22 protein-coding genes are annotated in these 21658 nt (G+C 70.1%); 3 read left to right on the top strand and 19 right to left on the bottom strand.

Features of this window, described 5'->3' with window-relative positions; translation table 11 throughout:
* Window positions 1–12 precede the first annotated feature (12 nt).
* Entirely contained in the window at window positions 13–639 is a 627-nt protein-coding gene (locus QNO12_RS07780) for a hypothetical protein (protein WP_257502207.1), read from the top strand.
* Window positions 640–663: 24 nt separating this feature from the next.
* On the opposite strand, the gene era is transcribed toward QNO12_RS07780, so the two are convergent.
* From era to lepA, 11 genes are all read right to left on the bottom strand, one after another.
* Entirely contained in the window at window positions 664–1623 is a 960-nt protein-coding gene (era, locus tag QNO12_RS07775; protein WP_257502206.1) for a GTPase Era, read from the bottom strand.
* Entirely contained in the window at window positions 1623–2966 is a 1344-nt protein-coding gene (locus tag QNO12_RS07770) for a hemolysin family protein (RefSeq protein ID WP_257502205.1), read from the bottom strand. Before QNO12_RS07770 ends, era begins: the two co-directional genes overlap by 1 nt.
* Window positions 2963–3430: an rRNA maturation RNase YbeY gene (ybeY, locus tag QNO12_RS07765; RefSeq protein WP_257502204.1), complete on the bottom strand. Its 468-nt coding sequence runs from the start codon at window positions 3428–3430 to the stop codon at window positions 2963–2965. The genes QNO12_RS07770 and ybeY overlap by 4 nt, the downstream gene beginning before the upstream one ends.
* Window positions 3427–4455 carry a PhoH family protein gene (locus QNO12_RS07760; RefSeq protein ID WP_257502232.1) on the bottom strand — a complete coding sequence of 343 codons (1029 nt, stop codon included), beginning with the start codon at window positions 4453–4455 and terminating at the stop codon, window positions 3427–3429. Before QNO12_RS07760 ends, ybeY begins: the two co-directional genes overlap by 4 nt.
* A gap of 43 nt (window positions 4456–4498) precedes the next feature.
* Window positions 4499–4846 carry an HIT domain-containing protein gene (locus tag QNO12_RS07755; RefSeq protein ID WP_257502203.1) on the bottom strand — a complete coding sequence of 116 codons (348 nt, stop codon included), beginning with the start codon at window positions 4844–4846 and terminating at the stop codon, window positions 4499–4501.
* 40 nt (window positions 4847–4886) lie between these two features.
* Window positions 4887–5636, bottom strand: a complete 750-nt coding sequence (locus QNO12_RS07750) for a 16S rRNA (uracil(1498)-N(3))-methyltransferase (protein ID WP_257502202.1) — start codon at window positions 5634–5636, stop codon at window positions 4887–4889.
* 3 nt (window positions 5637–5639) lie between these two features.
* Complete coding sequence (gene dnaJ / locus QNO12_RS07745) at window positions 5640–6755, bottom strand: molecular chaperone DnaJ (protein WP_257502201.1); 1116 nt, start codon at window positions 6753–6755, stop codon at window positions 5640–5642.
* Window positions 6756–6809: 54 nt separating this feature from the next.
* Entirely contained in the window at window positions 6810–7850 is a 1041-nt protein-coding gene (gene hrcA, locus QNO12_RS07740) for a heat-inducible transcriptional repressor HrcA (RefSeq protein WP_257502200.1), read from the bottom strand.
* A gap of 86 nt (window positions 7851–7936) precedes the next feature.
* Window positions 7937–9148, bottom strand: coding sequence for a radical SAM family heme chaperone HemW (gene hemW, locus QNO12_RS07735; RefSeq protein WP_257502199.1), 1212 nt, complete (start codon window positions 9146–9148; stop codon window positions 7937–7939).
* Window positions 9148–9795: a DUF1990 domain-containing protein gene (locus QNO12_RS07730; RefSeq protein WP_257502198.1), complete on the bottom strand. Its 648-nt coding sequence runs from the start codon at window positions 9793–9795 to the stop codon at window positions 9148–9150. The genes hemW and QNO12_RS07730 overlap by 1 nt, the downstream gene beginning before the upstream one ends.
* A gap of 52 nt (window positions 9796–9847) precedes the next feature.
* The gene (gene lepA / locus QNO12_RS07725) at window positions 9848–11701 is read right to left on the bottom strand and encodes a translation elongation factor 4 (protein ID WP_257502197.1); all 1854 of its coding nucleotides are present in this window, start codon (window positions 11699–11701) and stop codon (window positions 9848–9850) included.
* A gap of 105 nt (window positions 11702–11806) precedes the next feature.
* Here lepA and QNO12_RS07720 point away from each other — a divergent pair, with 105 nt between their 5' ends.
* Window positions 11807–12526 (top strand): alpha/beta fold hydrolase, encoded by a 720-nt coding sequence (locus tag QNO12_RS07720; RefSeq protein WP_257502196.1) that lies wholly within the window; start codon window positions 11807–11809, stop codon window positions 12524–12526.
* Window positions 12527–12643: 117 nt separating this feature from the next.
* Entirely contained in the window at window positions 12644–12904 is a 261-nt protein-coding gene (gene rpsT, locus QNO12_RS07715) for a 30S ribosomal protein S20 (RefSeq protein WP_257502195.1), read from the top strand.
* 60 nt (window positions 12905–12964) lie between these two features.
* On the opposite strand, the gene holA is transcribed toward rpsT, so the two are convergent.
* The 8 genes from holA to QNO12_RS07675 form a co-directional block, all read right to left on the bottom strand.
* Window positions 12965–14005, bottom strand: coding sequence for a DNA polymerase III subunit delta (gene holA / locus QNO12_RS07710; protein ID WP_257502194.1), 1041 nt, complete (start codon window positions 14003–14005; stop codon window positions 12965–12967).
* Between the two features lie 9 nt (window positions 14006–14014).
* Window positions 14015–16438, bottom strand: a complete 2424-nt coding sequence (locus QNO12_RS07705; protein WP_257502193.1) for a ComEC/Rec2 family competence protein — start codon at window positions 16436–16438, stop codon at window positions 14015–14017.
* Window position 16439: 1 nt separating this feature from the next.
* Window positions 16440–17012, bottom strand: a complete 573-nt coding sequence (locus QNO12_RS07700) for a ComEA family DNA-binding protein (RefSeq protein WP_257502192.1) — start codon at window positions 17010–17012, stop codon at window positions 16440–16442.
* Window positions 17013–17170: 158 nt separating this feature from the next.
* Window positions 17171–18247, bottom strand: a complete 1077-nt coding sequence (locus QNO12_RS07695; RefSeq protein WP_257502191.1) for a redoxin domain-containing protein — start codon at window positions 18245–18247, stop codon at window positions 17171–17173.
* Entirely contained in the window at window positions 18225–18665 is a 441-nt protein-coding gene (locus QNO12_RS07690; RefSeq protein WP_257502190.1) for a hypothetical protein, read from the bottom strand. The genes QNO12_RS07695 and QNO12_RS07690 overlap by 23 nt, the downstream gene beginning before the upstream one ends.
* 20 nt (window positions 18666–18685) lie before the next feature.
* A complete protein-coding gene (locus QNO12_RS07685; RefSeq protein WP_257502188.1) occupies window positions 18686–19900 on the bottom strand; it encodes an epoxide hydrolase family protein in 1215 nt (404 codons plus the stop codon).
* 153 nt (window positions 19901–20053) lie between these two features.
* Complete coding sequence (locus QNO12_RS07680) at window positions 20054–21028, bottom strand: helix-turn-helix transcriptional regulator (protein WP_257502187.1); 975 nt, start codon at window positions 21026–21028, stop codon at window positions 20054–20056.
* On the bottom strand, window positions 21021–21650 hold the full coding sequence (locus tag QNO12_RS07675; protein WP_257502186.1) for an MEDS domain-containing protein: 630 nt from the start codon (window positions 21648–21650) through the stop codon (window positions 21021–21023). The genes QNO12_RS07680 and QNO12_RS07675 overlap by 8 nt, the downstream gene beginning before the upstream one ends.
* Window positions 21651–21658 lie beyond the last annotated feature (8 nt).

Here is a 21658-nt window from a genome sequence, read left to right as displayed (position 1 = left end):
CACTGTGAAGACATGACCCGCATTCGTCGTCTCGCCCTCGCCGTCACGGCCGGCGCGCTCATATGCGCGCTGGCGGCCTGCGCCACCCCGACACCGTCCGACTCGTCTCCCGCCGGGTCGGGAGCTTTCGCGTCTCCAGAGCTGCCCGACGGGGACGTCATCGGTCAGGGCACCGTCATCGACGCGGACGGGAGGGTGAGACTGTGCCTGGGACCGATCGCGGAATCGTATCCGCCGCAGTGCGCCGGCCTGCCGGTCACGGGCTGGACGTGGGAGGACGTCGAGGGTTACGAGACCGCCGGCGACACCAGGTGGGGCGCCTACGCGGTGCAGGGGACGTACGACGGCGAGTCGTTCACCGTGACGCAGCCGCCGGTAATCCTGGCTCTCTACGACCCGATGACCAGTCCGGATCCGACCGGGGCCGAGCCGGGCAGGGGAATCGCCACCGAACTGCAGGCGATCCAGGATGAGCTGCCGGGTCTGCTGGGCAGCGACCTGCTGTCCGCGTCGGTCGCGGACAGCAGGCTGTGGATCGACGTCGTCTGGGACGATGGGACGCGGCAGGCTGTCGCGGACGCGGTGTACGGCGAGGAGGTCATCGTCGTGCGCTCCGCGCTGCGGCCGGTGCAGGGCTGACACCGCCGGCGCTGCCGCGGTGGATCAGAAGCCGAGGCGCCCCAGCTGCTTGGGGTCGCGCTGCCACTCCTTGGCCACCCGCACGTGCAGCGACAGGTACACCCGTGAGCCGATGAGCGGCTCGATGCCCGCCCGCGACCGCGCGCCGACGCTGGCCAGCCGTGAGCCCTTGTGCCCGATGATGATCGCCTTCTGACTGTCGCGCTCCACCACGATGTCGGCGAAGATGTCCGTCAGGTCGGAGTCCTCGCGCTTGGCGATGTCCTGCACGACGACCGCGATCGAGTGCGGAAGCTCGTCGCGGACGCCCTCCAGCGCGGCCTCCCGGATGATCTCCGCGATCCGGTCGTCGGTGGACTCGTCGGTGACGACTCCCTCCGGGTACAGCGCGGGACCGGTCGGCATCAGCGAGAGCAGCTCGCGCGTGAGCACATCCAGCTGCTCGTTGGTCAGCGCCGACAGCGGGATCACGGCATCCCAGTCATCGCGCAGGGCGTCGACCTCGAGCAGGCGCTCGGTGATCTGCTCCCGGCTGGCGGCATCCGTCTTCGTCACGATCGCGACCTTCTTCGCGCGGCGGTAGCCGTCCAGCGATTCCGCGATGCGGCGATCTCCGGGCCCGACCTTCTCAGTGGCGGGCACGCAGAAGCCGATGACGTCCACGTCGCCCAGGACCTGTTCCACCAGATGGTTCAGCCGCTCACCCAGCAGGGTGCGCGGACGGTGGATGCCGGGCGTGTCCACGATCACGAGTTGACCGTCCGGCCGGTTCAGGATGCCGCGGATCGCGCGCCGGGTCGTCTGCGGCTTGTCGCTGGTGATCGCCACCTTCTCGCCGACCAGGGCGTTGGTCAGGGTCGACTTGCCGACGTTCGGACGTCCGACGAAGGTGACGAAGCCCGATCGGAAGTCCGGCCCCGACCTGAATTCGGAGGTTCGCGCCGACCCCGGCTCGGCCGAGGACTCTGCGGGCTCGCTGGGCATCATTCGCCTCTCTTGGCGCCGCTCTTGGCGACGCCGATCTCGCCGGTGCGCGGTGGGCGCCCGCCGTTGACTTCTTCGGCGGCGCGCGACGGTGCGCTCCGTTCCACGAACACCGACGCCAGGCCGCGGCCCCGGCCGCGCGACGCGCCGCCGGTCAGAATCAGTCCGCCGTACTCGGCCGTCACGCCGGGCTGGGGCACCTGCCCGAGCGCCTTGCCGAGGAGGCCGCCCACGGAGTCGACGTCCTCATCCTCGAGCTCCAGCCCGAACAGGTCGCCGACCTGGTCCAGTCCGAGGCGCGCGCTGACGCGGTACTTTCCGGGCTCGAGTTCCACGACCTCATCGGCACGGGGGTCGTACTCATCTGAGATGTCTCCGACGAGCTCCTCGATCAGATCCTCGAGGGTGACCAGACCGGACACGCCGCCGTACTCGTCCACGACCAGGCAGACGTGCACCGCTTCGCGCTTCATCTGCTGCAGGAGAGTCTCCGCCTTCATCGACTCCGGGACGAAGACGGCCGGACGCGCGATGCGGCTGATCGGCGCGTCCCGCCAGCCGGTCTCATCCCGGAAGCCGAATTGCACGAGATCCTTCAAGTACAGGACGCCCACCACGTCGTCGGCATCGTCATCGACGATCGGGATGCGCGAGACGCCCTTCTCCAGGAAGGTCGTCATCGCCTCCCGCGTCGAGGCGGCCGCATCGACGGTCACCATGTCGGTGCGGGGCACCATCACGGCCCGCACGAACGTGTCGGTGAAATCGAAGACCGAGTGGATGAGCTCGCGGTCGTCCTCCTCGATCAGCTCGTTCTCGGCCGCTTCGTCGATGATGCTGAGCAGCTGCTCTTCGGACGCGAAGGACGAGCCGCGCGCGACGCCAGGGGTGACGCGATTGCCGAGGGCGACCAGTCCGTGCGCGAGCGGGCCGAGGAGGATGCGCACGCCGCGGATGACCGGCGCGGCGCCGCGCAGCAGGCCCTTGGCGTGCTGGCGCCCGACGGTGCGCGGGCTGGCGCCCACCACCACGAAAGAGACACCGGTCATGATGACCACGGCCGCCAGCATCGCCCACCAGATGTTCTCGAACAGGATGGTGAATGCCACCGTGACCAGCACGGCGGCGCCGGTCTCGGCCAGGATTCGGATGAAGACCACCGCGTTGGCGTGGGCGTCCGGATCGATCGCGATCTTCCGCAGCGCGGCGGCGTTGCGGCCGCCCTCGCCCAGCTCGGCCAGATCGGCTCGGGAGGTGACACTCATGGCCGCATCGATCGCGACCATCAGAGCGCCGAACGCGATCAGCAGGATCGCGGCGAGCAGGAGAAGTGCTGCGGTCATGCGCGCCGTCGTCGCTCGGCGACGTGGAAGCTCATGATCAGGTCGTTCTGCACACCGAACATCTCGCGTTTGTCCTCCGGCTCGGCATGATCGAACCCGAGCAGGTGAAGCAGGCCGTGGGTGGTCAGCAGGATCAGCTCATCCATCGTGGAGTGCTTGGCCGCGACCGCCTGCGTCTCGGCGACCTGAGGGCACAGCACGATGTCGCCCAGGAGCCCCGCCGGGGTCGGCATCTCCTCGGTCCCTGGGCGCAGCTCGTCCATCGGGAAGCTCAGCACGTCGGTCGGGCCGGGCTCGTCCATCCATTGGACGTGCAGCGCCTCCATCGCGCCCTCGTCCACGAGGAGGATGGCCACATCGGCATCCGCGCTCACGTGGAGCTCGGCGAGGTTGTGCTCCATGAGACGAAGCAGCACGGTCTCATCGACCGCGAATCCGGATTCGTTGCCGATCTCGATCGTCACGATCTGCCCCGCTTCGGAAGGTGGTCGCGCGGACCGGCCGGTCGCGCGCTGGTGCGCCGTTCGGCGCGGTTGGCGAACTCGGCGGCCTCGTCGCGCTCGCGACGGGTGGCGAGTCGGCGTTCGTCGTACTCGGTGTACGCGTCGACGATCCGCCCCACCAGATTGTGGCGCACCACATCCTCGCTGGTGAGGTACGCGAAGTGGATGTCCTCGATCTCACTGAGCACGCGGGTGACCAGTCGCAGACCGGACGCGCCCTGCGGGAGATCGATCTGCGTGATGTCGCCGGTCACGACCATGCGGGTACCGAAGCCCAGCCGGGTCAGGAACATCTTCATCTGCTCCGGCGTGGTGTTCTGCGCCTCGTCCAGGACCACGAACGAATCGTTCAGCGTCCGGCCGCGCATGTACGCCAGCGGTGCGACTTCGATGGTTCCGCTCGCCATCAGCTTGGGCACCAGCTCGGGATCCATCATCTCGTTCAGCGCGTCGTACAGCGGCCGCAGGTAGGGGTCGATCTTGTCGTTCAGCGTGCCGGGCAGGAAGCCGAGCCGCTCGCCGGCTTCGACCGCGGGGCGGGTCAGGATGATCCGGCTGACCTCCTTGCGCTGCAGCGCCTGCACCGCCTTGGCCATGGCCAGATAGGTCTTTCCGGTGCCGGCCGGGCCGATCCCGAAGACGATCGTGCTCTCCTCGATGGCGTCGACGTACGCCTTCTGTCCGAGGGTCTTGGGCCGGATGGTCCGCCCCCGCGACGAGAGGATCGCTTCGCCGAGCACTTCGGAAGGGCGCGGGGAGCCTTCGGATTGGAGGATGCGGTTGGAGGAGGACACATCGGTCGGACCGAGCGAGTGACCGGCTTTGGTCATCGCCAGCAGCTCTTCGACGAGGCCGCGCGCAGCGGCGACGGCCGCGGCATCCCCGGTCAGGGTGATCTCGTTGCCTCGGACGTGCACATCCACCTCGGGGTGCTCGCGCTCGACGACGCGCAGCAGCCGGTCCTGGGGTCCCAGGAGCTGCACCATCGCGACCCCGTCCGCGTACAGACGTTCCACCGTGGCGTCGGCGTCAGCCACCGAGACCCGATTCGGTCAGGTCCCCGGCCAGGACGTGCCCGTGGACGTGGAAGACGGTCTGACCGGAGCGGGGGCCGGTGTTGAAGACGAGTCGGAAATCGCCATCCGCGTGCTCGGCGGCCACCGAGTTGGCCAGCCCGACCAGCTCGGCGAGCAGGTCGGGATCGCCCGCCGCCAGCTCCACGACGTTCCGGTATTCGTCGGACTTGGGGATCACCAGCAGGTGCACGGGCGCACGGGGCGCGATGTCGCGGATCGCGAACGCGTTCTCCGTCTCGGCGATGATCTCCGAGGGGATCTCGCCGTTCAGGATGCGGGTGAAGATCGACGGTTCGCTCATCCGGCCAGTCTACCGGCGGGGCACCTGCCGCGGCGGGCGCTCACCAGCGTCCCAGTGCGGCGTTGAGGACGGCCAGGGCCGCGGGACCGGCGGTCGAGGTGCGCAGCACGGTGTCCCCCAGTCGGGCCGCGGTCGCCCCGGCGCGCTGCAGGAGCAGCAGCTCTTCCGGAGCGATGCCGCCTTCTGGTCCGACGACGAGGATCACCTCGCGCGTTCCGGGGCTCAGGCTCAGAGCGCTCAGGCGCAGGTCGGCGGAGGGCTCGAGGACGATGACGTGGGATGCCGCGGCGCGCGCTGCCAGCTCGGCGGCCGTCGCCAGCGGTGCGACGTCCGGAACCCACGCCCGGTGCGCCTGCTTGGCGGCTTCGCGCACGATCGCCGCCCAGCGAGTGCGGCCCTTGTCCGCCTTCGCCGCGTCCCACCGGGAAACGCTCCGGGCGGCCTGCCACGGGAGGATCTCGTCGACTCCGAGTTCGGTCGCCGCCTGGACCGCAAGCTCATCGCGATCCCCCTTGGCCAGCGCCTGCGCGAGCACGATGCGCGGGACGGGAGCGGGGATGTCGGCGCGCGCCGTGATCCGCACCACCACCTCTCGAGGCGACACAGATTCGCACTCCCCCGACAGCCACGTACCTCGGCCATCGCCGACGGTGACGCCCTCACCGACCCGGACTCGGCGGACCGCCGCCGCGTGATGCGCCTCGGCGCCGGTCAGCAGAACCGTGTCACCGGGCTGCGCCTCCACCGCGCTGCGCTGGACGGCCTCCGGCAGCAGGAAGTGCAGCGCCACCGGTCATCCGTTCCGGAAGCGGTCGCGCAGCTTCGCGAACAGTCCCTGGTGGAATTCGGCCAGTCGCGGCGGCGGCGACTTGGTCCGCTTGGCGAACTCTTCGACCAGGGCGCGCTCCTTGGCATCCAGCCGGGTGGGCGTGACCACGTGAACGCCCACGCGCAGGTCGCCGCGCTGCGTGCCCCGCAGCGGGGTGATGCCGCGACCCTTGATGGTCAGCACGTCGCCGCCCTGAACCCCCGGCCGGATCTCCAGGTCGACAGGTCCGTCGAGGGACTCGATGGTCGTGGTGGTGCCCAGGATCGCATCGGGCATCGACACCTCCAGCGTCGCGAGCAGGTCGTCCCCGTCACGGCTGAACTCCTCATCCGGCGAGACGGTGACCTCGATGTAGAGATCGCCGTTGGGACCGCCGGCGGGGCCGACCTCGCCGGACCCGGGAAGCTGCAGCCGCAGACCCGTCTCCACGCCGGCGGGGATGTCGAGCGAGACGGTGCGTCGGGCGCGGACGCGGCCCTGGCCCTGGCAGGTGGCGCACGGGTAGGGGATCGTCGTGCCGTAACCCTGGCAGACGCCGCACGGCTGGCTGGTCACGACGTTTCCGAGCAGGCTGCGCACGGTGCGCTGCACGTGGCCGGACCCGTGGCAGATGTCGCACGTGACGGGGGACGTTCCGGGCTGGGTGCACGATCCGTGGCACGTGTCGCACAGCACCGCGGTGTCCACGTCGATGTCCCGATGCACGCCGAACACGACGTCCTTCAGGTCCAGGGTCACCCGGACCAGCGCGTCCTGCCCGCGCTCACGACGGGACCGCGGCCGTCCGGCGCGCTGGCCTCCCCCGGACCCGAAGAAGGTCTCGAAGATGTCGCCGAAGCCGCCGAAGCCCTGCGCGCCGCCGCCGAAGGGCGAATCGTTCCCGCCGACGTCGTAGCGCGCCCGCTGATCGGGGTCGCTCAGCACGTCGTACGCGTGGGTCACGAGCTTGAATCGCTCGGAAGCGTCATCTCCGGGATTGACGTCGGGATGAAGCTCCCGCGCAAGACGCCGGTACGCCTTCTTGATCTCGTCCGGGGTCGCGTCGCGCGCAACTCCGAGGACCTCGTAGTGGTCGACCACAAATCGCCTTCCTGTCCGCGCGTCGCGCGGGATCATCTGGTTCCGGATGCCGCGTCAGCGGGCACTCTCGTCTTCGTCGAGCATCCGGGTGAGATAGCGCGCGACGGCTCGTACCGCCGCGAAATTCGTCGGATAGTCCATCCGCGTGGGGCCGAGCAGGCCGACCCTGGCCCGAGCGCCGGTGGCGTCGTATTCGCTCGCCACGACCGATGCCTCGGCCAGCCCGAACGGCTCGTTCTCCCGACCGATGCTGGCCGCCAGACCGTGATCGTCCGCCACCATCTCGCTCATCAGCTTCATGAGGGTCACCTGCTCCTCGATCGCCTCGAGCAGCGGATAGATGCTCCCTCGGAAGTCCGCCTCGCTGCGCGCGAGATTGGCTGCGCCGGCCATGACGAGCCGGTCGTGGCGGAATTCCTCGAGCTCTTCGGCGAGGACCCGCACGATCGCCGCGGTCGCCACGTCCGGTGGCGTCGGCGACGGGTCATCCTGTGCCAGGCGCTCCTGCACGCGCTGGACGCCCTCACGCACAGGCAGGCCGACCACGAGGGAGGCGACCTCGGCGCGCACCCGAGCCAGATCCTCGTCGTCGAACTCGTCTCGGACCAACGCGAGCCGCTGCGAGACCCGGCCGGTGTCGGTCACCACGATCACCAGGATGCGCCCGCCGCCGAGCTGCACCAGCTCGACGTGCGAGATCGTGGCGCGCGCGAAGGACGGGTACTGCACGATGGCGACCTGACCGGTCAGCTGAGTCAGCGCACGCACCGTCCGCGCCAGCACGTCGTCGAGGTCGCCGGGGCCATCGAGGAACGCCGAGATCGCGCTGCGCTGGGCCGGCGACAGGGGCCGCACTTCGGCGAGATGATCGACGAAGACGCGATAGCCCTTGTCGGTGGGGACGCGACCAGAGGAGGTGTGCGGGGCTGCGATCAGCTCCTCGTCCTCCAGCAGGGCCATGTCGTTGCGGATCGTCGCTGCGGACACGCCGAACGCGTGGCGTTCCACGATGGCCTTGCTGCCGACCGGCTCGCGCGTGTCGACGAAGTCCTGAACGATCGCCCGCAGCACCTGCAGTCCTCTGTCGGTGACCATCTCGCCTCCCCACGCGCTCGAATTGGCACTCCTACGATCTGAGTGCCAATTCTACCGGATCGCAGACGCGGCGAGCGGGATGCTCCTCAGTCGGTGAGGGCGCGCACCACGGCGTCCGCCAGCAGCCGGCCCCGACGGGTCAGCACGATGCGACCGTGCACGGCCGCGGAACCGTCGATCAGACCGTCGGCGATGAGGGCGGCGACCGCGTGGCGGCCCTCGCCGAGCAGTTCGGAGATGGGCAGTCCCTCCCGCACGCGCGTGCGCAGCAGCACGCTCTCCAGCGCCCGTGCTGCGGCATCCGGTCGCTCGCGCGCCGCGGCGGGCGACTCGCCCGCCGCCAGGCGCTGGGCGTACGCGGCGGGATGCTTCACATTCCAGAAGCGCACGCCGGCCAGGTGGCTGTGGGCACCGGGACCGAAACCCCACCAGTCCGCACCCTGCCAGTAGGCCATGTTGTGCCGGGAGCGGTGCGCCGCATCGCGGGTCCAGTTGGACACTTCGTACCACTGGTAGCCGGCGCTTTCGAGCAGGTCGTCTGCAAGCTCGTACATGTCCGCCTGGAGGTCGTCATCGGGTGTGACGACCTCGCCGCGGCGGATCTGGCGCGCGAGCTTGGTCCCCTCCTCCACGATGAGCGCGTAGGCCGAGATGTGATCCGGCTGCAGCGCCGCGGCCGCCTCGAGCGAAGCCCGCCAGTCCGCCAGCGACTCGCCCGGCGCTCCGTAGATCAGGTCCAGGCTCACGTCCAGTCCCGCATTCCGCGCGGCCTCGACCGCGGTGCGGACGTTCCCGGGTACGTGGGTGCGATCCAGCGCCGCGAGAACGTGCGGGACCGCGGACTGCATCCCGATCGACAGCCGGGTCACCCCGACCGCGGCGAGCATCGACGCGGTCGCGCCGGTCACCGTGTCCGGGTTGGCCTCGACGGTGATCTCGGCATCCGGCGCGATGCCGAACGTCGAGCGGACACCCTCGAGCATGCGCACCAGGTCACCCGGTGGGAGCAGCGTCGGCGTGCCCCCGCCGAAGAACACGGTGGCGGCGGGGCGGGGCGGACCGATCTGGGACAGCACCCGACCGGCCAGCTGCACCTCCTGCAGCAGAGTGTCGGCGTACTGGTCCTGGCGCGCCCCGCGCAGCTCATCCGCGGTGTAGGTGTTGAAGTCGCAGTATCCGCACCGCACGCGGCAGAACGGCACGTGCAGATAGACGCCGAACTGCGCAGCGGGATCGATGGTCGCCGGAACGGACCCGTCCCGCGGCACGGGCTCACCGAGCGGGAGCGCCGATCCCATCAGGGCGTGGTGTACAGGGGCGAGATCGCGCGGAGGTAGCGCGTGAACAGCTCGCGGCGGCGGCGGCGGACCAGACGGGGGAAGACGCGGTAGAGCAGCGCGGAGGGCGCGTCGAACGCGCGCACGGTGAACCACACCTCATCGTTGTCGTACCACTGCACCATGAACGATTCCTCGCCGCTCACGACCGATCCGCCGACGGTCCCCAATGCGAAACCGACCCGCCGAGGCTCCTCGATCGCGAAGATGACGCGCAGCTCCCCGCCGACGCTCATGCCGCGGACACGACCGTCGACACGGACGGTGGTGCCCGGCCCGACGTACGGCGTACCGTCCGAGTCGAAGCGCTGATCCGCTTCGAGCTTGCTGGGGGCGAGCGGATTGCCTTCCGAATCGAAACTGACCCCGGAGTACATCGGCCCCGCGGCGGGTCGCACGTCGCTCAGCTCGAGTCCCGCGCCCCGCTGCGCACCCCAGGACAGGAGCGCGTCGCTCGCGCTCTCGAACCGCGCCTGGCCGCTGCCGATCCGCCAGGATTCCTCTGCGGGCAGGCTCCGCTCGGGCGGATAGTGCATCAGGTCTGCGGCCTGCGTCGCTCCCACGGCGGCATAGTCGACCGTCTCATCTCTGAAGGTCCCGCGGCGCATGGATTCCAGCCTAGTTCGGGTTCCTGAAGGCGTCATCGGACGCGTTCAGCAACTACTTCTTGTCTTTGGTCTCGGTGTCCCCCGACAGCGCGGCGATGAACGCCTCCTGGGGGACCTCGACGCGTCCGACCATCTTCATGCGCTTCTTGCCCTCCTTCTGCTTCTCGAGGAGCTTGCGCTTGCGGGTGATGTCGCCGCCGTAGCATTTGGCCAGGACGTCCTTGCGCATCGCGCGGATCGACTCGCGGGCGATGATGCGGGCGCCGATCGCGGCTTGGATGGGAACCTCGAACTGCTGACGCGGGATCAGCTTCTTCAGCCGCTCCGTCATCAGCACGCCGTACGCGTAGGCCTTGTCCCGGTGCACGATGGCACTGAACGCATCGACGGGCTCGCCCTGGAGCAGGATGTCGACCTTGACGAGGTCGGCCTCCTGGTGCCCGCTCGGTTCGTAGTCCAGCGAGGCGTAACCGGCCGTCTTGGATTTGAGGTGGTCGAAGAAGTCGAAGACGATCTCGCCGAGCGGGATGGTGTAACGGATCTCGACGCGATCCTCACCGAGGTACTCCATGCCCAGGAGGGTGCCCCGCCGTGACTGGCACAGCTCCATGATCGTGCCGACGTAGTCCTTCGGCGCGAGGATCGCGGCCTTGACCATCGGCTCGGTGACGCTGGCGATCTTGGTGCCCGAGGGGAACTCGCTGGGGTTGGTGACGGTGTATGTCTTGCCGTCGTCGGTGGTCACCTCGTAGGTCACCGACGGCGCTGTCGAGATCAGATCCAGTCCGAACTCGCGCTCCAGGCGCTCGGTGACGATCTCCAGATGCAGCAGCCCGAGGAACCCGCAGCGGAATCCGAACCCCAGCGCCACCGAGGTCTCCGGCTCGTAGTTGAGGGAGGCGTCCGAGAGCTTCAGCTTGTCCAGCGCCTCACGCAGCACGGGGTAGTCGCTGCCGTCGATCGGGTACAGGCCGGAGAAGACCATCGGCTTGGGATCGGTGTAGCCGGGCAGCGCGTCCTTCGACGGCTTGGCCGCGCTGGTCACGGTGTCACCCACCTTGGACTGACGGACGTCCTTCACGCCGGTGATCAGGTATCCGACCTCCCCCACGCCGAGACCGCGTGTGGGGGTGGGCTCGGGCGAGGAGACGCCGATCTCGAGCAGCTCGTGGACCGCGCGCGTGGACATCATCTGGATGCGCTCGCGGGGACTGAGCGACCCGTCGATCATGCGCACGTAGGTGATCACGCCACGGTAGGAGTCGTAGACCGAGTCGAAGATCATGGCGCGAGTGGGCGCAGTCGGATCCCCCTGCGGGGCGGGGATCTGCCGGATGACCTGGTCGAGCAGCTCTTCCACGCCCACGCCGGTCTTGCCGCTGACGCGCAGCACGTCCTCGGGCTTGCCGCCGATCAGGCTGGCGAGCTCTCTGGCGTACTTCTCGGGATCCGCGGCGGGCAGGTCGATCTTGTTCAGCACCGGGATGATCTGCAGATCGTTCTCCAGGGCGAGGTAGAGGTTCGCCAGCGTCTGCGCCTCGATGCCCTGAGCCGCGTCCACCAGCAGGATCGCGCCCTCGCACGCCGCCAGCGAACGACTCACCTCGTAGGTGAAGTCCACGTGGCCGGGGGTGTCGATCATGTTCAGAGCGTGCGTGACCCCGTCCAGCTGCCACGGCATCCGCACCGCCTGGCTCTTGATCGTGATGCCGCGCTCACGCTCGATGTCCATGCGGTCGAGGTACTGCGCACGCATGTCACGGTCGGAGACGACACCCGTCATCTGCAGCATGCGGTCGGCAAGGGTCGATTTGCCGTGATCGATGTGAGCGATGATGCAGAAGTTTCGGATCAGCTCAGGAGGGGTCGCGGACGGCTCGAGCGTGTTTAGGGCGCGCGGTGACATATGGGGGCCATTCTACGGGCCGAACGCGCCCCCATCGCTCCCCCGCCCCTTAACCCTCCGGCAGGAGTGCGCCGAGCGCATGTTCGTCGGCAATATCCTGGGCGGATGGTCGTCCAGGTCGTGCTCGTGCACGGCATCCGGACGTCCGCGACCATGTGGCGCGCGCAGGTGGCCGCTCTCCAGGAACGCGGCAATCCAGCGGTCGCGATCGATCTGCCCGGCCATGGCACCCGCATGGCCGAGGATTTCACGATCGAATCCGCTTTCGCCACGATCGATGCGGCGGTGAGGGAGGCTGCCGCACGCGGGCCGGTGCTGCTCGTGGGGCATTCCATGGGCGGCCTCCTGTGCATCGAATACGTGGGTCGGAACGACCCGCCGCCGGTCGCCGGGTTCGTCGCCGCCTCCTGCACGTCCATCCCGCGCGGAGTCGGTCTGCGCACCTACCGCCTGCTCGCGCGCGGCTTCGACTCCCTCCCCGACCGCGGGATGTGGCTGACGAACCGGATGCTGGAGCGGACCCTTCCGCCGGAGACCCGGGCCGACTTCGGCGCCGGCGGCTACGCGTTCGACATGCAGGACACCGCGCTGCGCAGTCTGTCGGTGCTGGATCTGCTCGCAGCGCTGGAGCGGATCACCGTGCCCCTCTGGTTCGTCAACGGCCAGTACGATCAGCTTCGACTCAATGAGCGGCTGTTCCAGCGGATCGCCCCGCACGCCGAGCTGATCGTGGTGCCGCGCACGAGCCATCTGGTCAGTGCCATGCGCCCGGGCGTGTTCAACGCCGTCCTGGGTCTGGCGATCACGACGGTCGAACGGACCTGATAGACTCGGTGATCGGCTTGCGTGTGGGTTGATTCCCTCACGTCCGTCGTGCGACAGCCCTCTTCTGTCACTCGACACTTCAGATCGATTCCTCCGAACGAAAGACCGTCGTCAAACGTGGCAAACATCAAGTCGCAGATCAAGCGCAACAAGACCAACGACAAAGCACACGAGCGCAACAAGGCCGTGAAGAGCGAGCTGCGCACGCAGGTGCGTCGCACCCGTGAGGCCATCGCCGCAGGCGACAAGGCCGCCGCCGAGAAGGCGCTCGCGAAGGCGACCAAGAAGCTCGACAAGGCAGCCAGCAAGGGTGTCATCCACGCGAACCAGGCTGCCAACCGCAAGTCGGCCATCGCGAAGCAGGTCGCAGCTCTCTGAGCTCACCTTTCACGACAAGCCCGTCCCCCTGGGGGCGGGCTTTCGGCTTTGTCCGCGTGCTCAGGAACTACCGTAGGGTGCGCGAGTGGCGATGACGGTGATCAGCCGCTCCAGCGCGAAGATGCTGTCTCGTGAGCCGCCCTTGACCTCGGCGTCGGCGCGGGCCGCGGCCTGGATCGCCATCCCCAGCGACGCGTCCGACCAGCCGGTCAGATCGCGGCGGGCGCGATCGACCTGCCAATCCTTCAGCCCCAGGCGGGCCGCGAGAGCGGATGCGGGTTCCCGGTTGCCGGCGACCCGGGCCATCGTGCGCAGCTTGGAGGCGATGGCGGCCACCAGCGGTACCGGATCGGCGCCCGACGCCAGCGCGTGGCGCAGCGATACCAGCGCATCGCCGTAGCGTCCGGCGATGGCGGTGTCGGCGACCACGAACGCCGAGGTCTCCACCCGCCCGCCGTAATAACGTTCGACGACGTCCGCGGTGACATCTCCCGGCACATCCGAGATGAGTTGCTGGCACGCTGCCGCGAGCTCGGTCAGATCGTCTGCGAACGCCGAGACGAGCGTGCGCAGCGCCCCCGGGGCGATGCGCTTGCGCGCCGCGGCGAACTCGCCGGCTGCGAAGTCGAACCGGTCGGAATCGCGTTTGACGGCCGGACAGGCGATCTCGATCCCGCCGCCCTGGCCGGCCCGGACGGCGTCCAGGAGCTTCTTGCCGCGCACCGAGGCTCCGGTGTGCCGCAGCACGACGGTCGCGCCGTCCTGCGGCACAGCCAGGTAGCTGACCGCCTCGGCGAGGAACGCGTCCGAGCACTTCTCGACCCCGGTGATGCGCACCAGGCGCGGCTCGCCGAACAGCGATGGCGAGGTGACCGCCAGCAGGGTGCCCGCCTGATAGTCATCCGCGCGCAGATCGGTGACCTCGAGGCTGGGATCCTCGGCGCGAAGATACTCGCGGATCCCCGCGATGGCCCGTTCCGCGCAGATCTCCTCGGGACCGGACACCAGCACGACCGGTGCCGGCTGCGGGGTGCGCCAGGACACCTGCGGGATGCTCGTCCGGGCGCGCCCGGCCGGGGTCCGTCGGGTGCTGGTCGCCATGCTCCCAGCCTACCCAGCCGGCCCGACGTCGCTTCCGCGCTCGCGCCACACCCGCAGAGCCTGTCCGTCCCGCCACACCGCGATCGCCCCCGCCCGGTCCGTACGTGCGATGCGCGCCCCGAGCAGGCTCAGCGCGTCCAGCACCTCGGCGCGCGGATGGCCGTACCTGTTCTCGCCCACCGTGATCAGGGCGAGCGCAGGCTGCGCCCCGGCGTACAGGTCGGGATCCTGATCGGCGCTCCCGTGGTGGGCGACCTTCACGAGGTCGTACGGCGGATCGAGCACGGCCGAGGCGGCGAGCGCCCGCTGCGGGGAGGCCGACAGGTCGCCGAGGAACAGCGCGGCCGGCATGCCGCCGCCGCGCACGTCCAGCACCACGCTGGCATCGTTGCCCGCCTCGAATGCGCGACTGCGCGGTGGCGGCCAGAGCACCCGCCAGCGCGCATCGCCGAGGCTCCCGGTCAGTCCCGCCCGGGCGGAGACCATCCGCGCGCCGCCCTCCTCGAGGAGCGAGAGCACCGCCGAGGCTTCGGGCGATCCCGCAGGTCCGTGCAGGGCGGTTCCGACGCGGTCCGCGACAGCGGCGACGCCCCCGACATGGTCCAGGTCGAAGTGGGTGAGCAGGAGCAGGTCGATGCGCTGAACTCCGGCACGTGCCAGGCATGCCTCCAGGCGAGCCGGCTCCGGGCCGGCATCGACCAGCGCCACGGCCTGGCCCGAGCGCAGCAGCACCGCATCGCCCTGACCCACGTCGCACGCCAGGATGCTCCACGAAGACGGGAGCGTCCACCGCCCCGCCACGGAGCTCAGGGCGGCACCTCCGGCCGAGACACCGGTGACGGCGGCGAGCAGGAACACCGCGACGAGCCGGACCCGGCGCTGCCGGGTCGACCCGGTCGGCGGCAGCGCGATCGCGATCGCGACGGCGCTGCCGACCACGGCCAGGCAGAGCACGCCCGGCCAGCCCGACAGCCACGGGATCTGGTCGCCCGGAAGCGCACTGAACGTGGTGGCTGCGCCGGCGATCCAGGATGCCGGAAGCCAGGCGAGGGCCGTCAGGCCGGACTGCAGCCACGGCAGCGGCGCGGCGACGCACGCGGTCAGTCCGAGGACCGTCGCGATCGGCGCCGCCGGCGCAGCGAGCAGATTCGCCAGCACCCCGTAGAGCGGAACGCTCGGCGTGACCCCCAGCAGCAGCGGACCGCAGGCCAGCTGCGCTGCCAGCGGCACCGACAGCGCGAGCGCCAGCGGGCGCGGCATCCATCGCTCCAGGCCGGCCGCGAGGGGCCGCGCGAACAGCAGCAGCGAGGCGGTGGCGACGGTGGACAACGCGAACCCGAGCGATCCCGAAAGCCACGGATCCCCGACGAGCAGCACAGTGACGGCGAGCGAAAGCACGCCCATCCCCATGCCGGTGCGGCCCAGGAGCACGCCCAGCATCGCGATGCCTGCCATTGCCGCAGCCCGCACCACGCTCGGCTCGGCCGTGACCAGCAGGACGAACCCGAACAGGGCCGCCGATGCGACAGTGACCCGGGCGCGGCGCGACCCCCCGACGGCCGCGACGGCTCCGAAGGCGAGACCCACGACGATCGCGCAGTTGGATCCGGACACCGCGGTCAGGTGCGAGAGGGAGGATCGCTTCATCGCCGCGTCCAGCTCGGCGGACACGGCGGAGGTGTCCCCGACCGCCAGCCCCGGGATCAGCTCCGCCCCGGGCGCGGGCAGCCCCCCGGCCGCGCGGACCAGGCCTCGCCGCAGCTCGCCCGCCACGGCGAGCACCCCCTGAGGCGCAGACAGCACCCGCACGCCGCGTGAGGCGTTCACGGCCAGCACAGCGCGGGCACCCGAAGCCCCAGGGCGTGCCGTCCCGCTCACCTCGACGGCCGAGCCGACATCCAGCAGCGGCGCACGGTCCACCCGGGACGGCTGCACACGGACCGTGACGTCGATGCGGACGGCGTCCGCCACCGCCCCGGTGCTGACATGTGTCGCCACCGCATCGAACTCCCATTCCCCGCTCGCACGCGTCTCCACCTTGCCGGCCACCGTCGCGTCGAAGACCACCGCCCTCCCCCCGCCCAGTGCGAACCGCTCCACCTCCGCGCGCGCCGGCTGGGCCAACGCCACATGGGAGCCCACCGCCGCCGAGGCAGCCAGCAGCAGTGCCAGGACCACCGCCGCCCGCATCCGTCGCCGGCGCACTCGAGGTGTGCGGTGCTCGCGCCGAGCAGCCGCCAGCAACCCGCACAGCGCCGCCAGGCACGCGCCCCACAGCGCCAGCGCGACCGGCGCCGCAGCCGCCGGGAGGAGCGTCGAGATCAGCGCCGCTGCCCACACGGCGCCGGCGACCGGCACCAGCCGCAGCTGCGCCTGCCGCCGCGCGGGAACCACGACGGCGCCGTCCGCCACCGTGGCCGTGCCGCGGCTCACGTCACACCGTGACCAGATCGCGGAGGGCCTCGAGCATCTTGTCGCCGATGCCGGGCACGGCCAGCAGATCCTCGACGCTGGTGAAGCGCCCATTCGCATCGCGCCACTCGATGATGCGCGCCGCGAGCGCCGGTCCGATCCGCGGCAGGGTGTCCAGCTCGGCCTCAGAAGCGGTGTTCAGGTTGACTCGGCCGTCCCCGGGCGGACTCACCGGCGCGCCGCCCGGCGCGGCCCCGGCTGTGTCCCCGGCGGTCGGCACGTGCAGCTGCTCGCCGTCGCTGATCGGACGGGCCAGGTTGACGGCCATCTCGTCGGCTCCGGCGGCGAAGCCTCCCGCGGCCGAGACGGCATCCATCACCCGAGCCCCCGCGTGCAGGACGTACAGGCCCGGCGCGGACACGGCGCCGGAGACGTGGACGTACACGGATTCCGGCGTCGCGGCATCCACCCGCCCTGCCTCCGCGACGGTCACCGTCTCGACCGGTGCGGCGGCACCACGCAGGATGCCGATGCCCACGGTGACGCTCAGTGCCAGCAGCACCACCACGATGGCAGCCCCCAGCCCGAGTCGCACGCGAGGCCTCGCCGTGCGGGATCCCTCGGCAGTCGACACACGGCGAAAGTAACCGCGTCGACCCTCACCGATGCGCGGCCCGTGCGATCCCGTGGACGCTCACCGCTCGCCTCCGTCTGGGGAGGAGACGGGCGGAGAGCGCGTGCTCGGGGCGCGGCTCAGCCGAACGTGAAGCAGTACGCCTCCACTCCGGGTGAGCCGAACTCGATCTCGAACAGACGGTCGACGATCGGCTCGGGCTGCCGGACGAGCTGGTACGTCTTCTGATCCAGCACCACCCCGGTCCCGTCGGCCGCCGCATCGGTGCCACGGCCGTCGCCGACCGCTTCCCCGTCCAGCAGGATCCGGAACGGGATGCTCTCGCCCGCGCGCGCCGGCCCCATCACGAGATTGACATCTCTGGCGTGGAACGCGAACGAGATCCGACCGCCGGAGCGGTCCGCCACGACCGCCTGGCTGGTCACCGTCCATTCGCCGGTGAGGTCCCACCCGTTCAGCGGCAGCCGCGCGGCGCCGCTGTAGGCGTGCCGACGGTCAAAGGCCGCCGGGTCCTCCGAGGCGAACCCGGCACTCTGGGCGTATCCGAGGTAGCTCTCCGGGGATTGCAGGGACCGCCAGTCGGCGGCGACCTCCACCCCCACCGGGTCGACCAGCACCAGCTCCCGGTCCACCCGGGGGCTGCCCGCGTCGACGAGAAGCCGTTGGATGACCATTTCGGTCCGCTCGTACTCGCCTTCGCCGTAGTGGTGGAACCGGATCCGTCCCGCCGCGTCCGCGATGTACAGCGCCGGCCAGTAGTGGTTGGCGAACTCGTCCCACACGCCGTAGTCGTTGTCGATGGCAACCGGGTAGCGGACGCCGAGGTCCTGCGCCTGCATCCTGACGTTGCGGAGGGAGTGCTCGAAGCCGAACTCGGGTGTGTGCACGCCGATGATGCTCAATCCCGCGTCGGCGTATTTGGCATGCCACGCCGACAGGTACGGCAGCGTCCGCAGCCAGTTCACGCAGGTGTAGGTCCAGAAATCGACCAGGACGACGCGACCGCGAAGCGCCACCGGAGTGAGCGGATCGGACTGCAGCCAGCCGGTCGCCCGGTCGAAGGACGGCAGCCGTCGCTCGTCCGGGAGGAGCTCCCGGTCCCCGGCAAGCCGGTGCGCGATCGAGCGGACCAGCCCGCCGCGGGCGGGGGTGTCGACCGGTCCCTCCGCATCCTCAGTGCAGACTCGCCGCGACATCGACGCTCGCCTCCTCCGCCTGCTCCGGCCGACGCGTCCCGGCCACGTCGAGGACGGCGTCGGCGAACGCATGCGGTGCTTCTTGCGGGAGGTTGTGGCCGACTCCCCCGCCGATGAAGCGGTGCTCGTAGGCGCCGGCGAACAGCGCCGCAGTCCGATCGAAGGTCTGCTCGTCGAAGTTCCACCGCGGCGAGGCGGTCTTCCAGATCAGCCGCGCGAACTCGCCGCGGTACTGCTCGTACCCGCGACGCCCGCGCTCGGTGGCGTCGTACGGCCACCCGTGCAGCAGCAGGACCGCGGGACCGTCCGCCGGCCCCAGATCGACCAGGCCCACGCTCAGCTCGCCGGCGTCGATCTGGGACAGCGGAGCGAACGCGCCGTCGCTGGGGGACACGGCGGATCGGACTGCGTCGGTCATGATGTCACTGTCCCCGGGGCTCACCGCAACGACCGGAAAGCGGCGCGCATCTCCCGCGAGAACAGGTCGGGCTGCTCCCAGGCCGCGAAGTGGCCGCCGCGATCCAGGCGGTTGAAGTGGATCAGGTTCGGGTACGCCTGCGCGCTCCAACTGCGCGGCGCCGCGTAGATCTCGTCGGGGAAGACGCTCACCGCGACCGGCAGCGTGACTCCCTTGGGCGCGAAGAACGGGAGCTTGCTCTCCCAGTACAGACGCGCCGAAGACACCGCCGTGTTGGTCAGCCAGTACAGCGTCACGTTGTCGAGGATGTCCTGCGCAGTGAGCCCTTCGCTGCCGCCCGCGAACACCCGCGCGATCAGGTCATAGCTGCGGGAGTCGTGATCGAGCATCCAGGCGGCCAAGCCGACGGGCGAGTCGGCGAGCCCGTAGAGCGTCTGCGGTCGGTTTCCCATCTCCTGGGCGTAGGCCAGCCCGTGGGCGTAGAAGAACGCCAATTGGTCCCACGCGCCGCGCTCCTCCGGCGAGAGGTCCTCGGGCGCCGGCTCGCCGGCGCTCAGTGCCGCTTGAATCGCGTCCGGGACCGTGGCCGGCATGTTGGTGTGGATGCCGATGAGTCCCGGCGGGGTCAGCAGCGCCATCTGCTCGGTCACGGCGTTGCCCCAGTCCCCGCCCTGTGCGACGTAGCGCTCGTATCCGAGCCGGCGCATGAGCTGCACCCAGGCCTTGGCGATGCGGATCGGGTCCCAGCCGGTCGCGTCCGGTGCGGCGGAGAATCCGTGTCCGGGAAGGGACGGGATGACGAGGTGGAACGCGTCCTCGGCGCTCGCGCCATGCGCGGTGGGATCGGTCAGGGGGCCGATGATCTTCAGCTGCTCGATCACCGAGCCCGGCCATCCGTGCGTGACGATCATCGGCAGGGCGCCTTCGTGCGCCGACCGGACGTGGATGAAATGGATGTCGAGCCCATCGATCCGCGTGACGAACTGCGGCAGCTCGTTGAGCCGTGATTCGACGGCCCGCCAGTCGTAATCGTCGGCCCAGCGCTGTGCGAGCTGCTGGACGACCTGGAGCTGGACCCCCTGCGAGGCGTCGTCGACGGTCTCCCGCTCCGGCCAGCGGGTCTCACGCACCCGCGTGCGCAGGTCATCCAGGTCCTCCTGCGCGAACTGCACGGTGAACGGACGAAGCGCGGTGTCGTCGCTGCGTTGTTCGGCCCGGTCTTCGGTCATGGTCATGGTGATCTCCTCTGCGAACGCGGCCGCGTTGTGCCGCACGTCGAATGCTCCCGCGGCACCGCCGCCGACGGCGTCCGCGGGAATCCTCAACTGTCCCGCCGAGTGCGCACCCCCGTGTCGGCAAACCCTCAACCGCCGACCCGCTGCCGCCGATCAGGCCAGGCCGTGTCGGAATGCGAAGGCGGTCGCTTCGCTGCGACGGGCCACGCCGATCTTGCGGTACAGGCTGGTGACGTGCCGTTCGACGGTGCGGTCGCTGAGCCACATCATCCCGGCGATCTCCTTGTTGCTCAGGCCCTGGGCCAGCAGTCCCAACACCTCGGTCTCGCGACGGGTCAAGGAGGGCACGGCCGAGCGGACGCCGTCGCGGGACGTGCCGCCCGCCGGCGCCGGCGGCACCGCTTCCCGCACCGATGGCAGGCCGGTATCGGCACCGAGCGCCGCCAGCAGCGAATCGACATCGTTCTGCAGCTGCGCGGCCTCCTGCATCCGGCGCGTCAGCGCCGCGAACGACGGACCGACATCTTCGGCCAGGGCGCGCACCAGCTCGTGCTGTCGGCGCAGAGCAGCCTCCGCGGCGACGCGCGCGGCGTGCTCGCGCCCGATGCGGCGCGCGGTGTGGATGGCGATCGCGGCTTGACTGACCGCGATGCGCAGCAGATGCGTCTCCATGGCGGTCGGAAAGTCCTCCCGCTCGGAGGAGACGAGCACCAGCCCGCTCTCCCAGGGGAGTGCCAGTGGCACGCTCGTGACGCGGACGGTGCGCCGCCCGTCGGCACGCACCGGCGTGGTCGTCGTCCCGGCCCCCGGCGCCCCCGTGTCCAGGAGGATTCGAAATTCCGGGGGCGGGGTGGATCCGGAGGGCCGCCAGCATTCCAGCGGAACGCTGCCGGAGGGCAGGTCCTGGAAGCGCGCGTACGCGCCCTCGAGCTGCAGGACACCGGCCAGCACGCTCAGCAGGCCGGTCGCGATCTCCGCGGGTTCATGGTCCACCCACATGGCCGGCAGCGCGAGCAGCGCGCCCAGGTCGCGCATCCATCGTCGCGAATCGGCTGCGGACAGCGCGAGATCAGCCGCCTTGGCGGGCCTCGACGATGCGTCCATCACCGGGATGGCCCCGTCAGGCATCCGAGGTCGCACTGCGCTCCCGCAGGAACTCGGACGGCGGGACGAAGAACGGGTTCTCCTGCAGGATCCCGCCGATCAGGACCATCGGATGGGTGCGCAGGATGTCGATCACGAACGAGCCGTCGAACCTCGTCGCATCGTAGGAGCAGATCACGACGTGCTCATGGCGGGCGTGGATGAAGTTCGCGCGTGCCTCGAACCGGATCAGGCTCTCCGCGATCCCCGGGCGGTCCACCGCCCACCCCATGTCGCACAGCATGCGGGTGCGGGGCGAGTCGCCGGCTCCGAGCATCCGGTCCAGTTGATCCAGCATCCGTCCCTGATCGAAGCTGCCGCCCTGCAGGTAGGTCTCCGACCAGGTCCGCACTTCACAGCGATGCTCTTCGAGAAGCCGTCCCGCGTCGTATCCCAGGTGCCGGATGTGCGTCACCGGCGCTGCGGATGCCGCGGGATCCACGACGTAGAGCAGGCGGTCGCCGTGATCGATCCCCTGGGCGATGAACGGATCCAGAACAGCATCGTCGGCCTGCCCGTCCATGAACGCGCACACGTGGCGGTAGCGGTCCAGCACGCCACCCGCGAAGGTGATCGGGTCGGCTGCATGACGGTGTTCGGATGCCATTTTCCCGC

This window comes from Microbacterium sp. zg-B185 (genome assembly GCF_030246885.1).
Lineage (GTDB): Bacteria > Actinomycetota > Actinomycetes > Actinomycetales > Microbacteriaceae > Microbacterium.
The sequence above is the reverse complement of the archived record's forward strand: the minus strand, read 5'-3'. Positions and strand labels throughout refer to the sequence as shown.

What these genes read in the sequence shown, in the direction of transcription:
- QNO12_RS07780 (WP_257502207.1), top strand. Translation starts at nt 13, where the DNA reads ATGACCCGCATTCGTCGTCTCGCCCTCGCCGTCACGGCCGGCGCGCTC.
- era (WP_257502206.1), bottom strand. Translation starts at nt 1,623, where the DNA reads ATGCCCAGCGAGCCCGCAGAGTCCTCGGCCGAGCCGGGGTCGGCGCGA.
- QNO12_RS07770 (WP_257502205.1), bottom strand. Translation starts at nt 2,966, where the DNA reads ATGACCGCAGCACTTCTCCTGCTCGCCGCGATCCTGCTGATCGCGTTC.
- QNO12_RS07760 (WP_257502232.1), bottom strand. Translation starts at nt 4,455, where the DNA reads ATGGTGCAGCTCCTGGGACCCCAGGACCGGCTGCTGCGCGTCGTCGAG.
- QNO12_RS07755 (WP_257502203.1), bottom strand. Translation starts at nt 4,846, where the DNA reads ATGAGCGAACCGTCGATCTTCACCCGCATCCTGAACGGCGAGATCCCC.
- hrcA (WP_257502200.1), bottom strand. Translation starts at nt 7,850, where the DNA reads ATGGTCACCGACAGAGGACTGCAGGTGCTGCGGGCGATCGTTCAGGAC.
- hemW (WP_257502199.1), bottom strand. Translation starts at nt 9,148, where the DNA reads ATGGGATCGGCGCTCCCGCTCGGTGAGCCCGTGCCGCGGGACGGGTCC.
- QNO12_RS07730 (WP_257502198.1), bottom strand. Translation starts at nt 9,795, where the DNA reads ATGCGCCGCGGGACCTTCAGAGATGAGACGGTCGACTATGCCGCCGTG.
- lepA (WP_257502197.1), bottom strand. Translation starts at nt 11,701, where the DNA reads ATGTCACCGCGCGCCCTAAACACGCTCGAGCCGTCCGCGACCCCTCCT.
- QNO12_RS07720 (WP_257502196.1), top strand. Translation starts at nt 11,807, where the DNA reads ATGGTCGTCCAGGTCGTGCTCGTGCACGGCATCCGGACGTCCGCGACC.
- holA (WP_257502194.1), bottom strand. Translation starts at nt 14,005, where the DNA reads ATGGCGACCAGCACCCGACGGACCCCGGCCGGGCGCGCCCGGACGAGC.
- QNO12_RS07695 (WP_257502191.1), bottom strand. Translation starts at nt 18,247, where the DNA reads ATGTCGCGGCGAGTCTGCACTGAGGATGCGGAGGGACCGGTCGACACC.
- QNO12_RS07690 (WP_257502190.1), bottom strand. Translation starts at nt 18,665, where the DNA reads ATGACCGACGCAGTCCGATCCGCCGTGTCCCCCAGCGACGGCGCGTTC.
- QNO12_RS07685 (WP_257502188.1), bottom strand. Translation starts at nt 19,900, where the DNA reads ATGACCATGACCGAAGACCGGGCCGAACAACGCAGCGACGACACCGCG.
- QNO12_RS07680 (WP_257502187.1), bottom strand. Translation starts at nt 21,028, where the DNA reads ATGCCTGACGGGGCCATCCCGGTGATGGACGCATCGTCGAGGCCCGCC.
- QNO12_RS07675 (WP_257502186.1), bottom strand. Translation starts at nt 21,650, where the DNA reads ATGGCATCCGAACACCGTCATGCAGCCGACCCGATCACCTTCGCGGGT.